This window comes from Proteus sp. G3927 (genome assembly GCF_963894685.1).
Classification (GTDB): Bacteria; Pseudomonadota; Gammaproteobacteria; order Enterobacterales; family Enterobacteriaceae; genus Proteus; species Proteus mirabilis.
Map to the genome: position 1 here is coordinate 65,083 of NZ_CAWQGX010000010.1, position 16,024 is coordinate 81,106.

The window sequence follows — 16,024 nt, forward strand, 5'->3', positions numbered from 1 at the left end:
TTTTGATAGTTTGTGATTGCTGTCAGCATAAAAATAAGAAGGAGAGGAGCTATGTCGTTACGTCTGAAAAAGGAGAGTCTTTCTACGCTCTCTGTAGGTACTCATCAATATGAGTATTACCGTCTTTCTGAAGTTGCTCGTCAATTAGGGGATATCACTCGTCTCCCTAAATCGTTAAAGGTTCTGCTAGAAAATTTAGTCCGCTATCTTGATGATGATACGGTTGTTGAAGATGATATTAAGGCATTGGTGGATTGGCAAAAAAATGCCCACGCCTCCCGTGAAATTGCCTATCGCCCAGCAAGAGTATTAATGCAAGATTTTACGGGTGTACCTGCCGTTGTTGATTTAGCCGCTATGCGTGAAGCCGTAAAATCTTTGGGGGGAAATGTAGAAAAAGTTAATCCACTTTCTCCTGTTGACTTGGTTATCGACCATTCGGTGATGGTTGATAAATATGCCAGTGATGATGCTTTTGAGAAAAACGTTGAAATTGAAATGCAGCGTAACTATGAGCGTTATCTCTTTTTACGTTGGGGGCAACAGTCGTTTGAACGTTTTCGTGTAGTACCTCCTGGAACGGGCATTTGCCATCAGGTTAACTTAGAATATTTAGGTAAAGCGATATGGTCTGAGCAACAAAATGGCCGACATATTGCTTACCCTGATACTTTGGTTGGAACCGATTCACATACTACTATGATCAATGGTCTGGGCGTGTTGGGTTGGGGCGTTGGTGGCATTGAGGCGGAAGCTGCGATGTTAGGCCAACCGATCTCAATGCTGATCCCTGATGTGGTAGGTTTTAAGTTAACGGGTAAACTACGTGAGGGGATCACAGCGACTGACCTAGTATTAACCGTAACGCAAATGTTACGTCAACATGGTGTGGTAGGGAAATTTGTTGAGTTTTATGGTGATGGACTGGCTTCTTTGCCTCTTGCTGACCGAGCGACGATTGCCAATATGTCACCTGAATATGGTGCAACCTGTGGCTTCTTTCCTATTGACGAAATTACATTAGATTATTTACGTCTTACTGGGCGTGAAGAGCAAGAAATTGCATTAGTTGAAGCCTATAGTAAAGAGCAAGGCTTATGGCGTCATGCCGGTGATGAACCTATTTTCACCTCAACCTTATCGTTAGATATGGGCACTGTGGAAGCAAGTCTTGCTGGCCCTAAACGACCACAAGATAGAGTTAACTTGCTGAATGTACCAAAAGCATTTAAAGCTGCTGTAGAGCTTGAAACAAATAAAAAACCTCTTGCTCAATATCCTCAGGTCACTATTGATAATCAGCCTCCTTTTACCTTAACGGATGGTGCGGTAGTGATTGCAGCGATCACCTCATGTACCAATACCTCTAACCCTAATGTTTTAATGGCCGCAGGTCTACTGGCTAAAAATGCGGTAGAAAAAGGCCTACAGCGTAAGCCATGGGTCAAATCGTCACTAGCCCCCGGCTCTAAAGTGGTGACTGACTACTTAGCACTGGCGGGATTAACACCTTATTTAGATAAACTTGGTTTTAATTTGGTTGGTTATGGTTGTACCACATGTATTGGTAACTCAGGGCCTTTATTAGCCCCGATTGAAGAGGCGATTAAAGATAATGATTTAACTATAGCCGCTGTATTATCGGGTAATCGTAACTTTGAAGGTCGTATCCATCCTTTAGTGAAAACCAACTGGCTTGCTTCTCCTCCTTTAGTCGTGGCTTATGCGCTATCTGGTAATATGAATATTGATTTGACCAAAGAGCCATTAGGTGAAGATAAGCAGGGCAATCCGGTCTATTTAAAAGATATTTGGCCTGACAGTAAAGCCATTGCCGATGCGGTGGAAAAAGTAAAAACGCAGATGTTCCATAAAGAGTATTCTGCGGTATTTGATGGTGATGAAACTTGGCAATCACTAAAAATACAAGATACCCCTGTATATGCTTGGCAACCTGATTCTACCTATATTCGCCATCCTCCTTTTTTTGAAGGTATGACAAAAACACCAGAGGCGATTAAAGATATTCACCAAGCTAGTATTTTAGCCATATTAGGTGACTCGGTGACCACCGATCATATTTCACCTGCTGGGAATATTAAAGCCGATAGCCCTGCTGGGCGTTATCTTCGAGAGCATGGTGTTGAACCAAAAGACTTTAACTCTTACGGTTCAAGACGTGGTAATCACGAAGTTATGATGCGAGGAACTTTTGCAAATATTCGTATTCGTAATGAAATGGTGCCGGGGATCGAAGGGGGCTTTACAAAACATATTCCAACGGGAGAAACGTTAGCCATTTATGATGCGGCGATGCGTTATCAGCAAGAAAATACGCCTTTAGCCATTATTGCCGGTAATGAATATGGATCAGGCTCTAGCCGTGACTGGGCCGCCAAAGGTACACGATTATTAGGTGTGCGAGTGGTGATAGCCGGATCGTTTGAACGTATTCACCGTTCTAATTTGATTGGTATGGGAGTATTACCTTTAGAATTTCCTAACGGTGTATCACGCCAGACTTTAGGGCTCAAAGGTGATGAAAAAATTGAGATAACGGGGCTTAATTCGCTAACACCGGGTCAAGATGTCGCTGTCAATATTACTTTTGCAGATGGTCGCCAAGAAACTATTATGGCTCGTTGTCGTATTGATACGCAAACTGAGCTGGCTTATTTTGAACATGGCGGGATCTTGCATTATGTTATTCGTAATATGTTGTAAAATAATTTAGTAAGTATTAATTAGTTGGCGAAGAATGATGAATTAATTCTTCGCTTTCTTTTTTATAATAGAATATTTTTATATTTCATAATATCGACAAATGATTTCATCTAATACTATAAACTAACCATTAAATGCTAAACGTATTTTTAATGAGTATCAAGTTAATATAACAATATTAACAGGGTGTTATTATGGAGGTGTTTATGAAGAAATATAAAATAACGAGTGAAACAAAAGAATATAATGGTGTTACTTTATATAGAATTAGAAGAGTGTATACAGATAGTCCAGGAGGATGGATAGAAAATGAAAGTAATTTAAGCAGAGATGATAATTGTTTTATTTTTGATAATGTAATGGTATTTGGTAATGCTAAAGTCACAGATAATGCAATTATAAGAAATAATGTGAAGATCTACGGTAATGCAATAGTTAAGGGAAATAGTAAAGTAAAAGACAATGCAGAGATTTATGGTAATGTGCTAGTGGAAGATAATGTGACAATATCTGATGATGTTGTAATATATGATAATGCAGTTATTAAAGATAATGCGAGAATATCTGACGATGCTGTAATATATGATAATGCTGTTATTAAAGATAATGCTAAAGTATCAGAATATGCTATTGTTCGTGGTGATGCAATAGTTGAAAAAAATGGTTGGGTGACTGGTTATGCGACTGTTGAGGGAAATACAATTGTATCGAAAGGTGAGGTTATTAAGAGCCAATTTGGCTCTTGGGATGATATTAATGAACTAAGAGCATTTTATATTTATATTAATAGATATAACAGTACAGCGACTGCATATGTTAATGGTAGACATCAGGTACCTATTACTATTTATATAGAGGCTTTAGATAAAAATGGTCGTATCATAAAAATAGCCAAAGAAGATATTTATAGAAATACACATATTGTAAATGAAAAAAATCTTCCTATTGACCGCAATGATATTTCTTTATCTGATAAAGAAAATGGATTTGTATTTCCAAGCAGTGAAGAAGCAACATTGAACTCCCCTGATGCATCTACTTGTGTTATTTATCTTTCTGTTAATAAAGTGATAGATACCTTTAGGATTTGTGCACAGACTCACATTAAAGGAAAAGAGTATACTACAGCCTTTAAAAATAATTACAGTGATTATTTAAATTTTATCATTCTGGACGTTGCACCAAAAAAAATATTTACAGAAGCAGATGTAGACATAGAACCGCTGGTAAATCCTAGAATAGAAAAAGATCTAGAAACATCAGGTGATGTCTTGACGAAATATTATCTAAGGTTTAACGGTAATAATAGAACGATAACTAAGAGTGTAGAGTATGAAGAAAATAAATCTTTTCATTATTTTCAAAAAGGTCATTATCAGATTATTAGCACATCGACTGATAAATATATTAAAAAAATTCCATTAAAGCCTCATTATTACACTAAGGAATTCCATTTTAAACCAGATACTTTAATTCCGGTCACATCAGCAAATGATGAGGATGGAGTATGTTTCTGGAGCTATAGTATAGAATATGGAAAAGCATTTACATCCAGTAGGAAAGATGAAGAAATGAATTGTATTATATATGATCAATATGGTAATGATCTTCAAGTATCAATTAAAGCAGATGAAAATAATAAATTAAAGTTTTATTTTGGGTCATAACTATTAATAAATAGGTCACTTATTATAAGTGACCTGATAAATTATAAGTCGTGTTTACCACCCTTGAATAGCACCACCTTTAAAAATAGTCTCAGCGGCTGTTGCCACTTCGGGTGACTGGTAGGCTCTAATAAAATCGCGTACATTCTCTGCTTCTTTATTATCTTCTCTTGTAACAATAATATTAGTATAAGGTGAACTTTTATCTTCAATAAAAATACTGTCTTTGGTTGGTGATAAATTAATTTGTTGGATATAAGTTGTGCTAATTATCGCAACTGTTACTTGGGGATCGTTTAATACTCGTGGTAGTTGCGCACCTTCTAATTGCATAATATTTAATTTAAGTGGATTATCAATAATATCGAGTGTTGTGGGTAATAGGCCACTGTCAGGGTTTAAGGTGATCAGTTTCTCTTTTTGTAGCAATAATAATGCGCGCCCCAAGTTGGTTGGATCATTGGGCAGTGCTATTGTATCACCGGGTTTTAATTCTTGAGGATGTTTAATTTTGGTTGAATAACCCGCCATAGGAAAAACAAAGGTATTGCCTACCGCGACGAGGTTATAACCACGAGAACGATTATCTTGCTCAAGGAAAGGGCGATGTTGGAACACATTGGCATCTAATTCTTTGTTTGCAGTGGGATCGTTAGGTAACAATGAGCCACTAAAACCCACCAGCTCAACCTCTAAACCATATTTTTCTTTAGCCACTTTTTTAGCGACTTCTGCCACATCTTGCTCTGCACCATTAATCACCCCCACTTTAATTGCATAACGGTTGTTATCATTGTTATCGCAACCTGTTAATAGTGTCCCAGCTAATAAAAGAGACGCAAAAATCCTACCAGAAAAATGTAATGGCATTATGCTATTCCTATTAAAAATTATTTAGTTATAAATAGCTTAAAGCCAGTTAAAGAGTCAACAGCTTGCCATATGATAAAATTTCACATGATATAATTTAATAATTAAAGGATAAAAAAATCATCTTGAAAATAGTCAGTAGCTTGATGGGGGTAAGTGCAGGAAAATAAAATCCGGGCTAAATCACCCGGATTGAATAATAACGCTGATAATCTATCCGATATTTATGTTATTGCGCTTTTTTAAATAACATATGTCCCATTTTATCCGCTTTAGTATCAAGATAATGAGCATTACTTGGATTACGTCCTACGATTAATGGAACACGCTCTACCACGTTGATCCCAGCTTCTTTCATTATTTCGATTTTCTTTGGATTATTGGTTAATAATCGTACTTCATGTATGCCTAATAGATTATACATATCAGCGCAAAGGGTGAAGTCGCGCTCATCGGCTTTAAATCCTAACTTTAGATTAGCTTCGACAGTATCTAATCCTTGGTCTTGTAATGCATAAGCGCGGATTTTATTAAGTAAACCAATATTGCGACCTTCTTGGCGATGATAAAGTAATACACCACGGCCTTCTTTGCTAATTTGTGAAAGGGCAGCTTCTAGCTGAAAGCCACAATCACAACGCAGGCTAAATAGTGCATCGCCAGTTAAACATTCAGAATGAATACGGGATAAAACGGGTTTTGTGCCAGAAATGTCACCAAAAACGAGGGCAACATGATCTTTTCCTGTGGCAATTTCTTCAAAACCCACCATTAAAAACTCACCAAAAGGAGTAGGGAGTTTTGCTTCTGCGATACGTCTTAATTTCATTATTTTTGACTCATAATTTCAGGTGATACTCTCGTTCAAGATTATACACTTTATAACGAGGACAAAGAGAAATAAAACACTGAAATGGTTCCTTGTCTAAATCGGCAGGGAATTTGATAACACACACTTAATAAATCACACCTAAACAAATTATCAGATTTTAAGCCTACTTGCATAATTATTTATTGCTAAACTGGTATTGTTTATACTAATCATTTATATCAGTTAATCATCAGTAAATAAAAACAGTGCATACAGAATAGATAAGGACAAATAGATTGAATAAGCAAATATCAGTATTGATGCTTTTAGGAAGTGGATTGCTTTTGATTGTACCTATTGTGGTGCTTATTCTGGGATGGCAATGGCAACCATCAGCACATCCTCTGGGAGGCGAAAGCACTTTATGGATAGCCAATAGTGCGGCTAAACCTTGGGGAGCTTTAACTATATTACTTTGCCTTGTTTTGCTCTTTTTTATTCTTAAACTACCTAAAAAAGCATTTATTCAGTTGGCAATTATTATGGTCGCGACTTTGATGTTGGGGCAGTTGATCAAAGTGGTTGTAAAAAATAGCGTTAAAGAGCCACGACCTTATGTGGTTTGGGTCAGTAACCAACTATCAATATCACCAGAACATTTTTACCAAGTGTCTCGTCCTGAGCGTGAGCAACTGTTGCATAATGGATTATCTCATTCGTCGCTGATCCCTCAATGGCAATTAAGCCATTGGCGAGCAGAAACCGGTTATGCCTTTCCTTCTGGACACAGCTTATTCTCTGCAACACTGGCTTTATTTGTGTTTGTGCTGTGTATGTTACGACGCCACTATTTTTTAGCCAGCTTAGGGATATTATGGGGTATTGATGTGACTGTCGGACGAATAATATTAGGTATGCACTGGGCATCTGATGTGATTGTCGGTATTCTGATTAGTGCTGTGTTGGTGTGGTGTGCATTTTGGATGATTGAACGACGATTGTTGTTAAAACCTTGATAATCGTTTTTCTTTTTGAGATAGCGAATTTATTTTTCACTATTTATGTGAAAAAATATACGAAAATCAGATGATTCTAAGAAATGACTTTCTTTGTGAGTGGTGAAAATGCTACCTTTATCCCTTATCCAAAGAAAAGAGAATAAAAAGGAAATAATGTGAAGAAAGTTCTACTTTTTATTTTGGTTGTTCTGGTGCTAGCTATTGTCGTAATAGCCATGACGTTAGGTTCAAATAATGATCAGGTGATCACCTTCAATTATCTTATTGCTCAAGGTGAATATCGTATCTCTACTTTATTAGCCACGCTGTTTGGTGTTGGTTTTGTACTGGGCTGGATCGTCAGTGGCGTTTTTTACTTGCGAGTACGTTTATCATTAGTAAGAGCAAAGCGTAAAATTAAGCGCCTTGAAAGTGAGCAAACCAAACAAGAAAGCCAAGAAAATCGTTCTACAGCCGTTTCTACTGTAAAATAAGGACGAGAATAGATGCTTGAGTTGCTGTTTCTGTTATTACCGGTCGCTGCGGCTTATGGCTGGTATATGGGGCGTCGTGGTGCGCAACAGGATAAACAGCAAAATGCCGATCGCCTGTCACGTGAATATGTGGCAGGGGTTAACTTTTTACTTTCTGATCAACAAGACAAAGCGGTTGATCTGTTCCTTGAAATGCTTAAAGAGGATAGCTCAGCCTTTGAAGCACATCTTACTTTAGGTAATCTATTTCGCTCTCGTGGTGAAGTTGAACGTGCGATTCGTATTCACCAATCGTTAATGGAGAGCGCGGCACTCTCTTTTGAACAACGTCTTCTCGCTATTCAGCAACTTGGCCGTGATTATGTCGCAGCAGGGGTTTATGATCGCGCTGAACATATGTTTTTACAGCTGATTGATGAGCAGGATTTTCGTCAAAGTGCATTACAATCCCTCCTAGCCATTTATCAACTTACCAGTGACTGGGGTAAGGCGATAGAAACCGCAGAGAAATTGGTAAAACTGGGTCAACATGAACTTAAAGAGCAAATTGCTCATTTCTATTGTGAACTCGCATTGCAAGAAATGAGCAGTGATAATCTTGATAATGCGCTAAGTTTTCTACAAAAAGCCGGGCAAATGGATCCACTTTGTGCCCGTGTTTCCATTATGTATGGTCGTATCTATATCGCGCGCGATGAAAAAAATAAAGCCATTGATGTATTAATGAAAGTAATTGAGCAAGATAAAGAGATGGTCAGTGAAACCTTGCCAATGCTTTTTGAATGCTTCCAATCTCAAGGTGATCCTGCACGTTGGGAAGCCTATCTACGTCAATGTGTCGAGAGTAATTGTGGTGCCATTGCAGAGCTTTATCTTGCCGATATTATTGAAGAGAAAGAGGGCATTGAAGCCGCACAGTTATATATTAATCGCCAACTAGAACGTCATCCTACCATGCGACTTTTCTATCGTTTAATGCGCTATCATTTAGCTGAAGCAGAAGAAGGACGCGCAAAAGAGAGTCTGATCTTATTACGTTATATGGTCGGTGAGCAGATCCGCACAAAACCTGATTACCGTTGCCATAAATGTGGTTTTACCTCCCATGCATTATATTGGCATTGTCCATCCTGTCGCTCTTGGGATACCGTTAAGCCGATACGTGGCTTAGATGGTCAGTGACGATGTCACTTTTAATAGTCTCTTGATAAATAAAGGCCTTAAAATGTCATTTGATTGTGATAAAAAATCGCCCAGCTCTACCTGCGCGCCCGTTATTGTGGCACTAGACTATGAAGACCAAAAAAGTGCACTCGATTTTGCACAACGTATCGACCCTTCATCTTGTCGCCTTAAAATTGGTAAAGAGATGTTTACTCGCTTTGGACCGCAATTTGTAACGCAATTGCAACAGCAAGGATTTGATATTTTCTTAGATTTAAAATTTCATGATATACCCAATACGGGGGCGAGAGCAGTTGCCGCGGCTGCCGATTTAGGGGTATGGATGGTAAATGTGCATGCGAGTGGTGGTAGTCGTATGATGCGTGCGGCAAAGGAGAGCTTAAGATCATTTGGCAAAGAGGCACCGCTATTAACCGCTGTCACTGTGTTGACCAGTATGGATCAATCCGATCTCACTGAATTGGGCATTAACTTAACTCCAGCAGAACAAGCCGAACGCTTAGCATTACTGGCTAAAGCCTGTGGTCTTGATGGTGTGGTATGTTCGGCCCATGAAGCCACTCGTTTTAAACAAGTGTGTGGTGATGACTTTTTATTGGTCACTCCCGGAATTCGACCCGCGGGGAGCGAAGTGGGTGATCAGCGTCGAGTTATGACGCCAGAGCAAGCGATAGTGGCTGGGGTGGATTATATGGTGATCGGCAGACCTATTACACGCAGTGAAAATCCACTGGAAACTTTACAGCAAATTAATCGTTCTATACAAGGTGTTGTGCAACATGGATAATAATTCTCGGCTGGTTTATTCCACTGATATTGGTCGGATTAAAGAAGAAGAGCAGAAACCTACACGCCCCGCCGGTGATGGTATTGTGCGTATCCAACGTCAAACCAGTGGCCGTAAAGGTAAGGGTGTTTGTGTTATCTCCGGTATTGATTTGGATGATGCAGCTCTGGCTAAATTAGCGGCTGAATTAAAAAAGAAATGTGGTTGTGGTGGCAGTGTTAAAGAGGGATTAATTGAAATCCAAGGTGATAAACGGGATTTAATTAAATCTTTATTAGAAGCGAAAGGGATGAAAGTGAAATTGGCCGGAGGCTAAGGTAGTTCTTTATCACAACCCCAATCATCGATTGAAGCCTAGTATTCTACATATAGTGCGCTTATCTTGTTGAAGGTCGGCGCATTTTTATTATTAGCAAACTAGTTTTAGTGGTGACAGTGTCACTTTATATATCTGTAGAGTCGCAAAATGCAATAAATAAAAAAGCTGATAACCTGAGTAAGGTTATCAGCTTGATAATATCTATTACGCTAAATAGCTGTTAAATCGGACGAGCAACAATATTACGCGTTTCTAGTTTCACATCTTCAATACGTACCGCAATAATGTCATTAAGCTTATAGGCTGTTTCGCCTTTAATAATGACAGAGCCAGTTTCTTGACTGCATTGAATTTCGTCACGTACCGCATGTAAAAATGGTGCAGGAATAAAGGCAATAGCCCCATTTTCAACTAAACGTACCCGAATACCACCACGAGTAATATCAATAATTTCGGCATTAAAGGTACTCTCAGTGCCAGCAAAAGGTTTTAAGAAGCGCGCATATAACCAATCACCGACATCGCGCTCGGCCATACGGTTAGCACGACGACGTTCGGCAATACGAACACAATCTTCATCTTGCGGTTTTTCTGCCGCACTTTTGCTGATAATCGCTTTTAATAAACGGTGATTTAAGATATCACTGTATTTACGGATCGGTGATGTCCATGTCGCATAAGCTTCAAGGCCTAAACCAAAGTGAGGGCCTGGCTCTGTTTTTATTTCAGCGAAGTTTTGGAAACGACGAATACGGCTATCAAGGAATTGGTTTGGCTGATTATCCAGTTCACGACGTAAGCGACAGAAACCTTCAAGGGTTAATAACTCATCTGCGTTAGTTTCAATACCGTGCTCTTTTAAGGTTTGTGAGACTTGATCAATATAGAGCGGATCAAAACCAGTATGAACGTTATAAATACCAAAACCGAGATTACGACTAAGTACCTTTGCCGCACAAATATTGGCGGTGATCATCGCTTCTTCCACGATACGGTTGGCAGTACGACGTTTTTCCGCCACGATATCTAATACGTTGCCACTGTCATCAAGAATAAAGCGATAGTCCGGACGCTCTTTAAAGACGAGAGCATGTTGTTCACGCCATATATGACGTTTCTCGCTCATCTCTTTTAACAGCATGACTTGTTCATGAACAATCTCATTTTCGGGTGCCCACTGTGTTTCTTCACCTTCTAGCCAATCAGAAATGTTGTCATAAACCAGTTTTGCTTTTGATTCTACCCATGCTGAGTAGAAGTGGATCTCATCGGTTAATGCACCATCCTCCATGATACCCACTTGGCAGACTAACGCAGGGCGTTTTTCATTAGGGCGCAATGAGCAGAGATTATCTGATAGCTCACGAGGTAACATCGGGATATTAAAGCCCGGTAGATAGTTTGTTAGCGCTCGTTGTGCTGCGATGGTATCTAATTCACTATTAGGCTGAATATAAGCCGTTGGATCGGCAATAGCGATATACAGTGAAAGTTGACCATTTTCTTCTTTACGAATATATAACGCATCGTCCATATCTTCGGTTGAAGCACTATCGATGGTCACAAAGGAGAGCGCAGTTAAATCTTCACGCGGTAGATCATCATGTAAGGTTAATGTTTCACTGTCTACTTCAGGTGCATTTCGCTCTAATTGATGACGCATTAATGTCACCCACCAAGGTGCAAAATGGTCATCTTTATCGGTAATAAAATCAGTTAATTCAGCTTGGAAATGTTTATCACCTTTAAGAGGGTGTCGGCGCATTTCCGCCACTGCCCAATCTTGATCGGCAAATGGATGCGTTAAGCTTTTTATAGGACGACAAGGAATGGCATCTTTGAGTAGAGGGTGATCAGGAATAATCCATAGACGATTATCACCTTCTTTTTTCTGAACACGGCCGACAAAGCGAGTCAAAAAGGGTTCTACCAGCTCTTCAGGCTCAGCGGACTCTTTATCATTATTGGTATGTACGGCAGCAATAATGCGATCACCGTGCATCACTTTTTTCATTTGAGGAGGAGGGATAAAATAGCTTTTCTGACCATCAACTTCAAGGAAGCCAAAGCCTTTATCTGTCCCTTTTACAAGGCCTTCCACGCGCGGTGTTTGGGCATGGAGTTGCTGTTTTAGCTGAGCAAGCAGCGGATTGTCTTGAAACATATTTTTCCGGAAAGTCGGCAATTTTAATAATAAAAGTGGGCAATAGTTTTATTCGATTGTGTGTAATGACGCAAGTAATATGCATCAGAAAAACAGAGAAATTTGCACAATGTTATTGTGGATCTGTTTTTTCGGTATACTCACAGAGATCTTCAATAATACAAGAGCCACACCGTGGTTTTCTGGCAATACAGGTATAACGACCATGCAGGATAAGCCAATGGTGGCAATCGACTTTAAATTCTGCCGGTACCACTTTTAGCAGTTTTTGTTCCACTTCATTAACATTTTTTCCCGGTGCAAATTTAGTGCGATTACACACGCGAAAGATATGTGTATCAACAGCAATGGTCGGCCAACCAAAAGCGGTGTTAAGTACGACATTCGCTGTTTTACGGCCGACACCGGGTAATGCCTCTAAAGCTTCTCTATTTTCAGGAACTTGGCCATGATGTTTATCTACCAATATTTGGCAGGTTTTAATCACATTCTCAGCTTTTGTATTAAATAGGCCAATGGTCTTAATATAGGATTTGATCCCCTCAACACCTAATTCCAGCATTGCTTGAGGTGTATTGGCAACAGGGTAAAGTTTTGCTGTTGCCTTATTAACACTAACATCGGTGGCTTGTGCAGAGAGTAACACGGAGATCAATAATTCAAACGGGGAGTTAAATCTTAACTCAGTAGTAGGATGCGGATTGTTATCCCGCAACCTAGTTAAAATTTCTATACGTTTAGCTTGATTCATTATGCTCACAAATTAGTTTTTAACAATATGACTGCCACAACCTTGTTCTTTTTCATAGGTTTTGGTCGTGGATGGAACGCGTTTTTTCTGTTTTTCATCAATCAGGTATTTTATGGCCAGCATAAAACCTAAACCAATAAAGGCACCAGGTGGTAAAATAGCCAGTAAGAAAGGTGAGTCTAAATGTACTATCTCAACCCTTAATACTTGCGCCCATTCACCTAATAATAAATCAGCACCATCAAATAAAGTGCCATTACCTAATATTTCACGCATTGCCCCTAAAACAAAAAGTGCCGCTGTTGCACCTAATCCCATAGCAAAGCCATCAATTGCTGAAGGGAAAACTTCATTTTTAGCTGCAAACGCCTCTGCACGACCAATCACAATACAGTTAGTGACAATAAGAGGAATAAATATTCCTAACGATTGGTATAAACCATAAGCATAGGCATTGATAAGCAATTGTACCGCACTAACAACGGATGCGATAATCATAACATAAATTGGAATACGAATTTCAGAGGGAACCCAACGACGTAAACTAGACACTGCCACATTGGTACAAACTAATACTAATGTTGTGGCTAGACCTAAGCCTAGAGCATTGGTCGCGGTAGAAGACACTGCCAGTAATGGGCACAGCCCTAATAATTGAACTAAAGCAGAGTTATTCTTCCATAATCCTTGTGAAAACAGTTCTTTGATCATACTCATTTTAATTCGCCTCACAAGCTGAAAGGGTATCTAATTTTTCAGGTAAAGATTGTATTAACCATGCAGTACGTTTTGATGCATTAACGACGGCTCTTGGTGTGATAGTTGCTCCAGTGAATTGGTCAAAATCACCACCATCTTTTTTTACCGCCCAATGTGAGTCATGATCACTGGTAATAAACTTGTTACTTAATGAGTAAATCCAATCTGAAATACGCGTTTCTATTTTATCACCTAGCCCCGGTGTTTCATTATGTGTTGTCACGCGAACACCGAGTACTTTGCCACTAAAATCAGCACCAACCAATAATTCAATCGCCCCTGAATAACCGTCAGGTGCCGTTGATTCTAATGCGGCGGCGACAGGTTTACCATTAAAACGAGCAACATAAAGTTTATGTGGTTTTTCATTACCTAATGCTTTATCTGTCAAAATATAACAATCTTGCGCGAGATGGTTATTGTAGAGAGAGGTTGGGATCACTTGGTCTAATAATTTCTGTTTTTCTAAAGCCGCTTGCTCTGCGATAGTATTCGCCGTCAAGTGATAGACGACAGCCGTTAACCCTGTGGTACAGGCCGCAAAGATAGCTAATGTTAACCCATGACGTTTTAGTATCTCGATCATCATTATCTCCATTAATGTCCATAAACCCGAGGACGGGTATAACTATCAATAAGCGGTACAGCAATATTAGCTAATAGGACTGAGAAGGCCACGGCATCAGGATAGCCACCATAGACACGAATAATCCACACTAATAGGCCAATGATTGCACCATAGATTAATCGCCCTTTCGGTGTGGTGGAGGCGCTAACAGGATCGGTGGCAATAAAGAAAGCCCCTAACATCGTCGCACCTGAGAAAAGCTGTAATAGTGGCTGAGAGTAACGAGTAGCATCGATCCCCCAACTGATCAGAGAACAAACACCAAGCAGCGTTAACATGGCAACAGGAATTTGCCAGCTAATAATTCGTTTATATAACAAGATAACGCCCCCAACCAGATAGGCAACATTTACCCATTGCCAACCCATTCCCGCAAATCCACCTTGTAAGATTGGCGTTGCTAATACTTCATCAATAGAGTGGGTTAATAATCCAGTTTTAAAACTATCAAGTGGTGTGGCTTGGGTAATGCCATCTACAGAGCGCCTTAAATCTTCAAGGGTGAGTCCTGAGGGTGTATGTCCGGTAAAGAAAATACTTAAGCTATCTATAAAGTTATAAGATACGGCTTGTAATTCAATGGGGGGCATCCATGATGTCATTTGTACAGGAAAGGAGATCAATAGCACCACATAACCGACCATCGCGGGATTAAATGGGTTTTGACCTAATCCGCCATAAATATGTTTGGCAATAACAACCGCAAAAAATGTCCCTAAAACAATTATCCACCAAGGCGCTAAAGGAGGAATACTAATTGCTAGTAAGATACCTGTTAGTAAAGCGGAATTATCTTTTAGGTATAGAAGTGGATCTTCTTTTCTGAGTTTGACACAAATAGTCTCCGCCAATAGCGCGACAATGATTGCCAAGATGATTTGATATAGCGTCCCTAAACCAAAGAAGTATAGTTGGCATAGAATACCTGGAATAGCGGCCAATATTACCCACAACATCACTTGACTGGTGGATTGTTGATTATGAGTAAATGGAGAGCTGGCGATTTTCAATTTGCTATTGTTATTTTGTATTGGTCTAAATTTCATTTGTATTAATCCAATGTCACTTCTTCTTTAGCATGGCGTTGCTGTGCTTCTTTTTTAGCTTTTACCCGAGCAATAGCAGCAGCGACAGCAGCTTTGCGCGGATCGGTTTCCACTTCAGCCTGAGTTTCAGCCGGTGTGTCTACTTTTGCAGTTGCTTGCGCTTGTTGGGCTTTTTTAGCTTTTACCCGAGCAATAGCAGCGGCGACAGCAGCTTTACGTGGATCGGTTTCCACCTCAGCATCAGCCGGAGTTTCAGCAGGTGTGTCTATTTCTGCAGTTGCTTGCGCTTGTTGAGCTTTTTTAGCTTTTACCCGAGCAATAGCAGCAGCCACAGCAGCTTTACGCGGATCGGTTTCCACCTCAGCTGGAGTTTCAGCGGGTGTGTCTACTTTTGCAGTTGCCTGTGCTTGTTGAGCTTTTTTAGCTTTTACGCGAGCAATAGCAGCGGCCACAGCAGCTTTACGTGGATCGGTTTCCACCTCAGCCGGAGATTCAGCGGGTGTGTCTACTTTTGCGGTTGCTTGCGTTTGCTGGGATTTTTTAGCTTTTACCCGAGCAATAGCAGCAGCCACAGCAGCTTTACGCGGATCGATTTCCAGCTCAGCATCAGCAGGAGTTTCAGTAGGTGTGTCTACTTTTGCGGTTGCTTGCGCTTGTTGAGCCTTCTTAGCTTTTACCCGAGCCAATGCTGCCGCTACAGCAGCTTTGCGCGGATCGGTTTCTACCTCAGCCTGGGTTTCAGCAGGAGTGTCTATTTCTGCAGTTGCTTGCGCTTGCTGAGCTTTCTTAGCTTTTACCCGAGCCAATGCTGCCGCTACAGC

Annotated in this window: 14 protein-coding genes and 1 pseudogene; 7 read left to right on the top strand and 8 right to left on the bottom strand. The window is 40.0% G+C overall.

All coding sequences use genetic code 11. From position 1 onward, the window contains the following. The first annotated feature begins 51 nt into the window (after positions 1 to 51). A complete protein-coding gene (gene acnA, locus AACV00_RS03520; protein WP_004248112.1) occupies positions 52 to 2,724 on the top strand; it encodes an aconitate hydratase AcnA in 2,673 nt (890 codons plus the stop codon). A gap of 206 nt (positions 2,725 to 2,930) precedes the next feature. Then, the gene (locus AACV00_RS03525; RefSeq protein ID WP_108716978.1) at positions 2,931 to 4,391 is read left to right on the top strand and encodes a transferase; all 1,461 of its coding nucleotides are present in this window, start codon (positions 2,931 to 2,933) and stop codon (positions 4,389 to 4,391) included. A 54-nt stretch (positions 4,392 to 4,445) separates the two neighbouring features. Here the strand turns inward: AACV00_RS03525 and AACV00_RS03530 are convergent, their stop codons facing one another. Continuing rightward, positions 4,446 to 5,261, bottom strand: coding sequence for a MetQ/NlpA family lipoprotein (locus tag AACV00_RS03530; RefSeq protein WP_060555474.1), 816 nt, complete (start codon positions 5,259 to 5,261; stop codon positions 4,446 to 4,448). A gap of 229 nt (positions 5,262 to 5,490) precedes the next feature. Continuing rightward, a complete protein-coding gene (gene ribA / locus AACV00_RS03535) occupies positions 5,491 to 6,090 on the bottom strand; it encodes a GTP cyclohydrolase II (RefSeq protein ID WP_004243033.1) in 600 nt (199 codons plus the stop codon). A gap of 278 nt (positions 6,091 to 6,368) precedes the next feature. On the opposite strand from ribA, the gene pgpB reads away from it, so the two are divergent. The 5 genes from pgpB to yciH all read left to right on the top strand — a co-directional run bounded on the left by pgpB (position 6,369) and on the right by yciH (position 9,852). Beyond that, positions 6,369 to 7,088 carry a phosphatidylglycerophosphatase B gene (gene pgpB, locus AACV00_RS03540; RefSeq protein WP_004248109.1) on the top strand — a complete coding sequence of 240 codons (720 nt, stop codon included), beginning with the start codon at positions 6,369 to 6,371 and terminating at the stop codon, positions 7,086 to 7,088. A gap of 158 nt (positions 7,089 to 7,246) precedes the next feature. Beyond that, positions 7,247 to 7,564 (top strand): LapA family protein, encoded by a 318-nt coding sequence (locus tag AACV00_RS03545; protein ID WP_004243031.1) that lies wholly within the window; start codon positions 7,247 to 7,249, stop codon positions 7,562 to 7,564. A gap of 12 nt (positions 7,565 to 7,576) precedes the next feature. After that, positions 7,577 to 8,746 carry a lipopolysaccharide assembly protein LapB gene (gene lapB / locus AACV00_RS03550; RefSeq protein ID WP_004243030.1) on the top strand — a complete coding sequence of 390 codons (1,170 nt, stop codon included), beginning with the start codon at positions 7,577 to 7,579 and terminating at the stop codon, positions 8,744 to 8,746. A gap of 43 nt (positions 8,747 to 8,789) precedes the next feature. Next, positions 8,790 to 9,536 carry an orotidine-5'-phosphate decarboxylase gene (gene pyrF / locus AACV00_RS03555; RefSeq protein WP_161737329.1) on the top strand — a complete coding sequence of 249 codons (747 nt, stop codon included), beginning with the start codon at positions 8,790 to 8,792 and terminating at the stop codon, positions 9,534 to 9,536. Continuing rightward, complete coding sequence (gene yciH, locus AACV00_RS03560; RefSeq protein ID WP_004248106.1) at positions 9,529 to 9,852, top strand: stress response translation initiation inhibitor YciH; 324 nt, start codon at positions 9,529 to 9,531, stop codon at positions 9,850 to 9,852. The genes pyrF and yciH overlap by 8 nt, the downstream gene beginning before the upstream one ends. 223 nt (positions 9,853 to 10,075) lie before the next feature. Here yciH and AACV00_RS03565 read toward each other — a convergent pair whose 3' ends face one another. The 6 genes and pseudogenes from AACV00_RS03565 to AACV00_RS03590 all read right to left on the bottom strand — a co-directional run. Beyond that, positions 10,076 to 12,019: an exoribonuclease II gene (locus AACV00_RS03565; RefSeq protein WP_108716979.1), complete on the bottom strand. Its 1,944-nt coding sequence runs from the start codon at positions 12,017 to 12,019 to the stop codon at positions 10,076 to 10,078. Positions 12,020 to 12,131: 112 nt separating this feature from the next. Continuing rightward, a complete protein-coding gene (gene nth, locus AACV00_RS03570) occupies positions 12,132 to 12,770 on the bottom strand; it encodes an endonuclease III (RefSeq protein ID WP_004243025.1) in 639 nt (212 codons plus the stop codon). Between the two features lie 12 nt (positions 12,771 to 12,782). After that, positions 12,783 to 13,487, bottom strand: a complete 705-nt coding sequence (locus AACV00_RS03575; protein WP_004243024.1) for an electron transport complex subunit E — start codon at positions 13,485 to 13,487, stop codon at positions 12,783 to 12,785. A gap of 1 nt (position 13,488) precedes the next feature. Next, positions 13,489 to 14,115 (bottom strand): electron transport complex subunit RsxG, encoded by a 627-nt coding sequence (gene rsxG, locus AACV00_RS03580; protein ID WP_004251120.1) that lies wholly within the window; start codon positions 14,113 to 14,115, stop codon positions 13,489 to 13,491. Positions 14,116 to 14,126: 11 nt separating this feature from the next. Continuing rightward, positions 14,127 to 15,203 carry an electron transport complex subunit RsxD gene (gene rsxD / locus AACV00_RS03585; RefSeq protein WP_004243022.1) on the bottom strand — a complete coding sequence of 359 codons (1,077 nt, stop codon included), beginning with the start codon at positions 15,201 to 15,203 and terminating at the stop codon, positions 14,127 to 14,129. A 5-nt stretch (positions 15,204 to 15,208) separates the two neighbouring features. Then, positions 15,209 to 16,024, bottom strand: a pseudogene (locus tag AACV00_RS03590) (electron transport complex subunit RsxC); the annotation flags it as partial.

Bases quoted from the DNA above. Each gene is read 5' to 3' on its own strand.
- nth (WP_004243025.1), bottom strand. From the start codon at position 12,770: ATGAATCAAGCTAAACGTATAGAAATTTTAACTAGGTTGCGGGATAAC.
- rsxD (WP_004243022.1), bottom strand. From the start codon at position 15,203: ATGAAATTTAGACCAATACAAAATAACAATAGCAAATTGAAAATCGCC.
- AACV00_RS03530 (WP_060555474.1), bottom strand. From the start codon at position 5,261: ATGCCATTACATTTTTCTGGTAGGATTTTTGCGTCTCTTTTATTAGCT.
- pyrF (WP_161737329.1), top strand. From the start codon at position 8,790: ATGTCATTTGATTGTGATAAAAAATCGCCCAGCTCTACCTGCGCGCCC.
- lapB (WP_004243030.1), top strand. From the start codon at position 7,577: ATGCTTGAGTTGCTGTTTCTGTTATTACCGGTCGCTGCGGCTTATGGC.
- AACV00_RS03525 (WP_108716978.1), top strand. From the start codon at position 2,931: ATGAAGAAATATAAAATAACGAGTGAAACAAAAGAATATAATGGTGTT.
- ribA (WP_004243033.1), bottom strand. From the start codon at position 6,090: ATGAAATTAAGACGTATCGCAGAAGCAAAACTCCCTACTCCTTTTGGT.
- AACV00_RS03575 (WP_004243024.1), bottom strand. From the start codon at position 13,487: ATGAGTATGATCAAAGAACTGTTTTCACAAGGATTATGGAAGAATAAC.
- acnA (WP_004248112.1), top strand. From the start codon at position 52: ATGTCGTTACGTCTGAAAAAGGAGAGTCTTTCTACGCTCTCTGTAGGT.
- AACV00_RS03565 (WP_108716979.1), bottom strand. From the start codon at position 12,019: ATGTTTCAAGACAATCCGCTGCTTGCTCAGCTAAAACAGCAACTCCAT.
- rsxG (WP_004251120.1), bottom strand. From the start codon at position 14,115: ATGATCGAGATACTAAAACGTCATGGGTTAACATTAGCTATCTTTGCG.
- yciH (WP_004248106.1), top strand. From the start codon at position 9,529: ATGGATAATAATTCTCGGCTGGTTTATTCCACTGATATTGGTCGGATT.